9 protein-coding genes are annotated in these 8,938 nt (G+C 31.2%); 8 read left to right on the top strand and 1 reads right to left on the bottom strand.

From position 1 onward, the window contains the following. Positions 1-1,276: DNA topoisomerase (ATP-hydrolyzing) (locus ACH2CG_RS10055; protein WP_395064754.1), on the bottom strand; the 1,276-nt coding region annotated here is incomplete at its 3' end. A gap of 260 nt (positions 1,277-1,536) precedes the next feature. On the opposite strand from ACH2CG_RS10055, the gene ACH2CG_RS10050 reads away from it, so the two are divergent. From ACH2CG_RS10050 to ACH2CG_RS10015, 8 genes are all read left to right on the top strand, one after another. After that, positions 1,537-4,080, top strand: a complete 2,544-nt coding sequence (locus ACH2CG_RS10050; RefSeq protein WP_395064752.1) for an ATP-dependent Clp protease ATP-binding subunit — start codon at positions 1,537-1,539, stop codon at positions 4,078-4,080. A gap of 19 nt (positions 4,081-4,099) precedes the next feature. Next, positions 4,100-4,297, top strand: a complete 198-nt coding sequence (locus ACH2CG_RS10045; protein WP_395064750.1) for a DUF2683 family protein — start codon at positions 4,100-4,102, stop codon at positions 4,295-4,297. After that, entirely contained in the window at positions 4,288-4,557 is a 270-nt protein-coding gene (locus ACH2CG_RS10040; RefSeq protein WP_395064748.1) for a Txe/YoeB family addiction module toxin, read from the top strand. The genes ACH2CG_RS10045 and ACH2CG_RS10040 overlap by 10 nt, the downstream gene beginning before the upstream one ends. A 129-nt stretch (positions 4,558-4,686) precedes the next feature. Continuing rightward, a complete protein-coding gene (gene rimK / locus ACH2CG_RS10035; RefSeq protein ID WP_395064746.1) occupies positions 4,687-6,057 on the top strand; it encodes a 30S ribosomal protein S6--L-glutamate ligase in 1,371 nt (456 codons plus the stop codon). 28 nt (positions 6,058-6,085) lie between these two features. Beyond that, positions 6,086-6,601 (top strand): DUF421 domain-containing protein, encoded by a 516-nt coding sequence (locus ACH2CG_RS10030; RefSeq protein ID WP_395064744.1) that lies wholly within the window; start codon positions 6,086-6,088, stop codon positions 6,599-6,601. 4 nt (positions 6,602-6,605) lie between these two features. Then, positions 6,606-7,196 carry a TMEM175 family protein gene (locus ACH2CG_RS10025; protein WP_395064742.1) on the top strand — a complete coding sequence of 197 codons (591 nt, stop codon included), beginning with the start codon at positions 6,606-6,608 and terminating at the stop codon, positions 7,194-7,196. 11 nt (positions 7,197-7,207) lie between these two features. After that, entirely contained in the window at positions 7,208-7,570 is a 363-nt protein-coding gene (locus ACH2CG_RS10020; RefSeq protein WP_395064740.1) for a DUF1304 domain-containing protein, read from the top strand. Positions 7,571-7,801: 231 nt separating this feature from the next. Beyond that, on the top strand, positions 7,802-8,857 hold the full coding sequence (locus ACH2CG_RS10015; RefSeq protein WP_395064738.1) for a hypothetical protein: 1,056 nt from the start codon (positions 7,802-7,804) through the stop codon (positions 8,855-8,857). Positions 8,858-8,938: the final 81 nt, after the last annotated feature.

Here is an 8,938-nt window from a genome sequence, read left to right as displayed (position 1 = left end):
AACGCATTTCTACAATAGCACGAGCTTGAATTTCTGAAAGTTTAAATCGTTCAATTAACTTTCCTCTAGCTTCTTCTCCATCTTTAGATCCACGAATTAATCTAATTACTTCATCTATATTGTCTGATGCAATAATTAATCCTTCTAATATATGTGCTCTTTCTTCTGCTTTTCTTAATTCGAATTGCGTTCTTCTAACAACTACATCGTGTCTATGCTCGATAAAATAATGAATCATATCCTTCAAATTCAGCATTTGAGGACGACCTTTTACCAAAGCAATATTGTTTACACTAAAAGATGATTGTAATTGCGTGAATTTGTACAACGTATTTAAAACCACATTTGGAACGGCATCACGCTTTAATTCGTAAACAATTCGCATTCCGTTTCTATCTGATTCATCGCGGATATTTGAAATTCCTTCAATGCGTTTTTCATTTATTAAATCGGCAGTTTTCTTAATCATTTCTGCCTTATTAACCTGATACGGAATTTCAGAAACTATAATTACATCTTTTCCGTTAGCTTCTTCAAATCCAACTTTGGCTCGCATTACGATTCTTCCACGACCAGTTTTAAATGCTTCACGAACACCTTCGTAACCATATATTATCCCACCAGTAGGAAAATCTGGAGCTTTAATATAGTTCATCAACTCATCTATTTCAATATCATTATTGTCAAGATAAGCCAATGTTCCGTTAATAACTTCAGTTAAATTGTGTGGTGGCATATTTGTAGCCATACCAACGGCAATACCTGTTGCTCCATTAATTAATAATGTAGGAACTTTTGTTGGCATTACTTTTGGCTCATATAATGTATCGTCAAAGTTCAACTGAAAATCTACAGTTTCTTTTTCGATATCTGCCATAATTTCTTCCGAAATCTTTTTCATTCTAGCCTCGGTATAACGCATCGCAGCAGGACTATCGCCATCTACAGAACCAAAGTTACCTTGACCATCAACTAGAAGGTAACGCATGCTCCATTCTTGAGCCATACGAACCATAGCATCATATACCGAAGTATCTCCGTGTGGATGATACTTACCTAAAACTTCTCCAACAATTCTTGCGGATTTTTTATGGGCTTTATTAGAAAAAACTCCTAAATCATACATTCCATACAATACTCTTCTGTGCACAGGTTTTAAACCATCACGCACGTCAGGCAATGCTCTTGATACAATAACCGACATCGAATAATCGATGTAAGCTGATTTCATCTCGTCTTCAATGTTAATAGGAATTAACTTTTCTCCGTCAGACATATTTATAAAATTTTAAATAAATTAATTTTTAATTCTAACGCGCAAGATACATTATTTTGTTATTTTTAAAAGCATTTTTAATCACTTATTTCAATGATTTATTAACAAAATAGCGTTACCAAATGGTTAATAAATTACCCAAAAGAAGCTGCATTATATAATATTTTTTTTGTCAATTTACTGACAAGTGATTTACAAGGAATGATATTTGCAATAAATCAAGTAATTCACTAAATTTACATAAATAATCACACTACGATATGGATGATAATTTTTCTCCAAGAGTAAAAGATGTTATAACCTACAGTAAAGAAGAAGCGTTACGATTGGGTCACGACTTTATTGGAACTGAACATCTTATGCTAGGAATATTACGCGATGGTAACGGAAAAGCAATCTCAATTTTAAACAGTCTATCTGTTGATTTAGACCATTTAAGAAAGAAAGTTGAGATTTTGAGTCCGCCAAATCCTAATGCAGAACTAAGTTTAGAAAAGAAAAATCTGCATTTAACAAGACAAGCTGAAAGGGCTTTGAAGACTACTTTTCTTGAAGCAAAAGTTTTTCAAAGCACTTCAATTAGTACGGCACATTTATTGTTGTGCATACTAAGAAATGAAAACGATCCTACAACAAAACTATTGAATAAACTAAAAATAGATTATGAAATAGCCAAAGAACACTATTTAGATATGACACCAAAAGAAGAAGATTTTTTAGAAAATTTACCTAAAAACGAATCTTTCAACGAAGATTCAGGACAAGATGACAGCCTTAAAGGAGACAACTTTAATACGCCTACAAATAAATCTAACAAAAAATCTAAAACTCCTGTTTTAGACAACTTTGGTCGTGATTTAACAGAAATGGCCGAAGAAGGAAAATTAGATCCTGTGGTTGGTCGTGAAAAAGAAATTGAACGCGTTTCTCAAATTTTGAGCCGTAGAAAGAAAAATAACCCTTTACTTATAGGTGAGCCTGGAGTTGGTAAATCTGCAATTGCCGAAGGTCTGGCGTTGCGAATTATCCAAAAGAAAGTATCTCGAATTTTATTTGGGAAACGAGTTGTAACTCTTGATTTAGCAAGTTTGGTTGCTGGAACTAAATACCGTGGACAATTTGAAGAACGAATGAAAGCCGTAATGAACGAACTTGAAAAGAACGACGACATTATTCTTTTCATTGATGAAATTCATACTATTGTAGGTGCTGGTGGTGCAACTGGTTCGCTTGATGCATCAAATATGTTCAAACCTGCTTTGGCAAGAGGCGAAATTCAATGTATTGGAGCAACAACTCTTGACGAATACAGACAATATATTGAGAAAGATGGCGCACTAGAAAGACGTTTCCAAAAAGTAATTGTAGAGCCAACTTCGGTTGAAGAAACAATAACGATTTTGAACAACATCAAAAATAAATATGAAGATCACCATAGCGTAACCTATTCGCAAGAAGCGATTGAAGCTTGTGTCAAACTGACTGACAGATACATGTCAGAACGTTTTTTACCAGACAAAGCTATCGATGCATTAGATGAAGCTGGATCTAGAGTACATATAACAAATATTGATGTTCCTAAACAAATTTTAGAACTAGAACGTCAACTTGAGGAAGTGCGTGAACTTAAAAATTCTGTTGTAAAAAGACAGAAATATGAAGAAGCAGCCAAACTTCGTGATGATGAAAAGAAAATAGAAAAAGACCTTGCCATAGCTCAAGAACAATGGGATGAAGATTCTAAAAATAACCGCATTCAAGTAACCGAAGACAACGTTGCCGATGTAGTTTCTATGATGACCGGAATTCCTGTAAATAGAATCGCTCAGACTGAAAGCAATAAATTAGCTAACTTACCTGAACTACTTCAAGGTAAAGTAATTGGACAAAATGAAGCTGTATTAAAAATATCACGTTCCATCCAAAGAAATCGTGCTGGTTTGAAAGATCCAAATCGACCAATTGGTTCGTTTATTTTCCTAGGACAAACTGGTGTTGGTAAAACGCAATTAGCAAAAGTTTTAGCAAAAGAATTATTCGATTCTGAAGAAGCTTTAATTCGTATTGACATGAGTGAATACATGGAGAAATTTGCAATTTCACGATTAATTGGTGCACCTCCAGGATATGTTGGATATGAAGAAGGCGGACAATTAACAGAAAAAGTTAGAAGAAAACCATATTGTGTTGTACTTCTTGATGAAATTGAAAAAGCGCATCCAGACGTTTTCAACATGATGTTACAAGTACTTGACGATGGTTATTTGACAGACAGTTTAGGAAGAAAAATCGATTTTAAAAATACGATTATCATTATGACTTCTAATGTTGGCGCACGTCAATTAAAAGATTTCGGTCAAGGTGTCGGATTTGGAACTGCTGCAAAAGTGGCTCAAGCCGATGATAATTCGAAAAGTATAATTGAAAATGCTTTAAAGAAAACTTTTGCACCAGAATTCTTAAACAGAATTGACGACGTAATTGTTTTCAACGCTTTAGAAAAACACGATATTGATAAAATTATCGAAATCGAGTTGAAAAAATTATACGCTCGTGTTGCCGATTTAGGATACAAATTAAATTTATCTGATAAAGCAAAAGCATTTATTGCCGAGAAAGGTTTTGACAGACAATTTGGCGCAAGACCATTAAAAAGAGCCATTCAGAAGTATGTTGAAGATTCATTAGCAGAAGAAATCATTACTTCTAAAATTGCATCTGGAGACGAAATATTTATGGATATCGAAGAGGGTTCAGAAGAATTGACTGTAAAAGTTCAAAAGGCCGAAGAGCCAACGAGTTAATCTAATAATAATTAAGATTATGGAAATAACATTTAAAAAAGTGCAAAAAAAGCATCTTCCTTTATTAAAAGAATTGGCTAAATCGCTACATCTTGAAATTGAAGAAGAAAAAAAAAGTCCGTACAATAAAGAATTTGTTACCAAAGTTTTAAAAGGAGAACAAGATTTGAAAGATGGTAAAGGCGTAATTATTCCATTAGAAGATATATGGAAATAAGATACACTCCTGATGCTTTAAAAGACTTAGAATTTTGGAAAAAATCTGGAAATAAAATAATTCAAAAAAGAATTGTTCTTTTAATTGAAGATATTAGTAAACATCCTTTTTCAGGAATTGGTAAACCAGAAGCTTTAAAATATGAACTTTCTGGAAAATGGTCAAGAAGAATTAACAGTGAACATAGAATAATTTATCAGGTTATTAATGAAAACATAATTGATATTTTGGAAATTCTATCTTTGAAAGGACATTACTAATAATCATTAATTCATCAAAATAAAACCACTAACAAAACATACTATCAATTGCTGATAAAATTGTTTTGTTAGTGGTTTTTGATTTTAAAAAAAGTAGTACTTTCGAATTGTATTTAATTCATCAAAAAAATGCCACAAGAAAAAATAATTTTAGGTTCAGAAGAATGGTGTTCGTTTCCCGAACTTGGAATTCCAGCCATAAAAGCTCGAGTAGATTCTGGAGCAAAAACATCAGCACTACATGCCATAAATATTGCTCCTTTTGTAAAAGATGGAATCAATTGGGTCAAATTTGACATCAACCCTATTCAGAACAATTTAAAAACCGTAATTCATTGCGAAGCGTTACTTATAGACAAACGTGTTGTAAAAAGTTCTAGCGGTTTTCGGGAGCAACGCTATGTAATACAATCAAGTATAAACATTGGAAGCGACATTTGGGCTATCGAAATGACTTTAACCAATCGAGATTCAATGGGTTTTAGAATGCTTCTTGGTCGTGAAGCTATGAGCGGAAGAATTCTTGTTGATCCAGAACAAAAATATTTACTCGGACAAACTACAACCGAAAATTTAAAAGATTTATACGTTAATTCAATTGCTGTAAAATCGGGTTTGCGCATTGGTTTATTAGCCAGTAATCCCGAATTGTACAGTAACAAACGTATTATGGAAGCAGGCGAAATGCGCGGTCACGAAATGCATTTTCTAAACATCAAAGAATGTTACATGAAATTGGATGCCGATAAACCCGAAATTCATTACCGTGGAGGAAAAGTATTAGATAATTTTGATGCTGTAATTCCGAGAATACGTCCAAGTATTACATTTTATGGTTGTGCATTAACGCGTCAATTTGAAGCAATGAAAGTGTATTGCTTAAATTCGGCTGCAGCCATAACACAATCTCGAGATAAATTATTTTCGTTGCAATTATTACTTCGAAATGGAGTTGATATTCCCACAACAGGATTTGCAAATTCACCTTTAGATACCGACGATTTGATAAAAATGGTTGGTGGTTCACCTTTAATCGTAAAATTATTAGAAGGAACTCAAGGAAAAGGTGTCGTTTTGGCAGAAACTAAAAAAGCTGCCGAATCGGTAATCAATGCTTTCAAAAGCTTAAATGCCAACATATTAGTTCAAGAATTCATCAAAGAAGCCAACGGAAAAGATTTACGTTTATTTGTAGTTGACGGAAAAGTTGTTGCATCAATCCAACGTGAAGCTGCGCCAGGAGAATTCAGGGCCAACATTCACATGGGCGGAACAGCGTCGATAGTAAAACCAACAGCCGACGAAAAACGAATAGCCATAAAAGCTGCAAAAGCAATGGATTTAAGAGTTGCCGGAGTTGATATAATTCGTTCAGCAAAAGGACCGCTTTTATTAGAAGTAAATTCGTCACCTGGTTTAGAAGGAATTGAAGGCGCAACCAACAAAGATATTGCAGGTGAAATGATCAAAGCAATTGAAACTAATATTAAGAAGAAATAATTAGTAAAAAGTGATAAGTAATTAGCTTATGAATCCATATTTAGACATAATCCTTAGAAGTGCGGCAGTTTATTTTTTTATGGTAATTGCATTGCGTATTTTTGGCAAGAAAGAATTATCACAATTAAATACTGCTGATGTTATCCTTATTTTACTGATTAGCAATTCGGTACAAAACGCCATGGTTGGAAGTAATTCTTCGCTTTTTGGTGGATTGGTTGCAGCTTTGGTGTTGTTTTCAATCAATTTTATTTTGAAGAAAATTATGTACAATTCTAAATCGTTTAATGATTTTATTCAGGACAAACCAGAAATTTTAATCCATGACGGAAAAATAGATTTTAAAGCTTTAGCAAAATTAGAGATTACTTCAGATGAATTGGACGAAGTTATTAGAGAACATGGCGTTGAAAGTTGTAAAGATGTAAAACTAGCAATGATGGAGATTGATGGAAACATAAGCGTTATTTCGGGAGAAAAAAATTTGATTCAAACACATCACAAGAGAAAGATTCATAAAACTTTAGGAAGTTTAAACAATTAAAATTATGAATAAAACCAGACTTGAAGCCTTTAGTGACGGAGTTTTAGCGATAATAATCACCATAATGGTTTTGGAATTTAAAGTTCCAAAAGACACCTCTTTTGAATCTGTAATTCCGTTGTTTCATAAGTTTTTGAGCTACATATTAAGTTTTATTTATGTCGGAATTTATTGGAACAATCACCACCACATGATGCATGCTGTAAAAACAGTTAACGGAAAAATCCTTTGGGCAAACCTACATTTATTGTTTTGGCTATCTTTAATTCCATTCACAACGGCTTGGATTGGTGAACATCATTTTTCTTCATTTCCAATGATGCTTTATGGTATAATTTTAATGATGAATGGAATTGCTTTTAATATTTTACAACGAGTAATTATTCAGCATCACGGAAAAGATTCTTTTTTATCAAAAGCTGTAGGAAACGATTTTAAAGGAAAACTATCTGTAGTTTTATATTTAATTGCTGTGGTTTTAATCAAATATTACACTATTGCATCAGGAATTATTTACATCATAGTTGCTATAATGTGGTTAATTCCAGACAAGAGAATTGAACTCCTTTTTGAAGAAGAAAAAAACAAAAACTAAACTAATAAATTATGAATTTAGTATCTCAAATTCTCGTTGGCTTTGTTGCTTTTATTCATTTATATATTCTATGGTTAGAAATGTTTGTTTGGACAACTCGCGCCCGAAAAGTATTTAAAACCATTCCAGAAGATATGTTTGAAAAAACCAAAGTAATGGCTGCCAACCAAGGTTTATATAACGGATTTCTAGCTTTTGGTTTACTCTGGTCGTTATTTATTTCTAATGGGATTTGGAGTTGTAATGTGGCTTTATTCTTTTTAATTTGTGTTTTTGTCGCTGGACTTTATGGCGCTTTTACAGTTTCTAAACGAATATTTTATGTTCAAAGCATTCCTGCAATTTTGGGAATATTGAGTTTATTTTTAAAATAAATTTTGCTTTTACGGAAAACCGTAAATTTTATTAATTTATATTGTATTTCTTTGTTCTAAATCTAAAAGCAGAACTTTTCAAAAAAGTAAAAAAAAAAAATGAAACATTTTATAATTAAATTTTCTTATTACTTTATAATATTAATATTATCAATTTTAAATGCAAATTGTCAAAAAAAAGTAACAAACAAATCTAATATTTCACAAAATTTTTTAAAAACCTCATTTGATTTGAATTTAAATAAAATTCCTATTGATTTTAGAGGTCACAATACTATTGAGATATATAAAAATCTAAAGGCAAAAAAAACAAATCTTCAAAAAAATGAATTTGAAACTACTGAACAATTTGAAAAAAGATTGTCAATAGAAACAGAAAGGAAAGTATTGGGAACATTAAATGAAGATGATCTTTTTGCAATTAAATCGCAGTATCAAAACCTAAATTGTTTAAAATTTAAATATGATGCAGACAATCAAGAAGTAGAATTAGCAATTGAATTAAAAGATTATATAAATGAAGAAAATAAAATAGAATTTGATGGTAAAAAAAAATCTATTGAAATTAGTAAATCAACTCTAAAAAATCAAAAATATAATGGTAAAAATGCTTTTGGAGTAAGCAAAGAAATAAATTCAAGACAAGAGTTGTATTATAATCTACAAATTGAAAATTGGAAAAGCTTTATTAATAAAGATAATTTAATAAACTTAAAGTTTAAAGTTAAACCAAATATTGCAAAAAAAATTAAAGAAGAAGACTTATATGGATATAATGGTCTATTGGGATTCATTTATATTGGAAAAATTAATGAATCACTTGTTTCTAATGGATATTATTATTCAGGAAAACCAACAATAACAAAGCCTTATGAATTTGAATATAATATAAATTATATAGATTTTGATTTGTATGAAATCTGGGTTTATAACAAAAATACTGGGGAAATCTTATCTAAAGTTAAGCCGAAAGAGGCTATATCTTGTGAGGTGAGCTACACTATTAAAGATTATGAGTTAAATGGAAACACCCAAACATTTGATTCATTTAATTTTACAGAAGTAGGTCAAATAATTTTTAATGTAAGTATTATTGGTATGGATAAAGGAAAAGTATTTATTAGAAGTTTAGCACCTGAAACTACAATTAATGATGAGTCTCTCCTATCACAAGCAAAAAAATATGTGGAAAAATTAATTTTTAAATCTGAAAACAATAAATCTCAAAATGGCATAATAACACTTGACTTTAAAAAGTTTGAAATAAAAAATTTAAAAATTGATTAATCTAATTTTTAATCTTATAAAATTTATTACACTATTAAATTAAAAAAAAGTTGGCTTGAAAGAAAATTTACAAACTTCACT

Source organism: Flavobacterium sp., assembly GCF_043778725.1.
Lineage (GTDB): Bacteria > Bacteroidota > Bacteroidia > Flavobacteriales > Flavobacteriaceae > Flavobacterium.
Note: the sequence above shows the minus strand (reverse complement) of the source record. Positions and strands in the feature narration are given on the sequence as shown.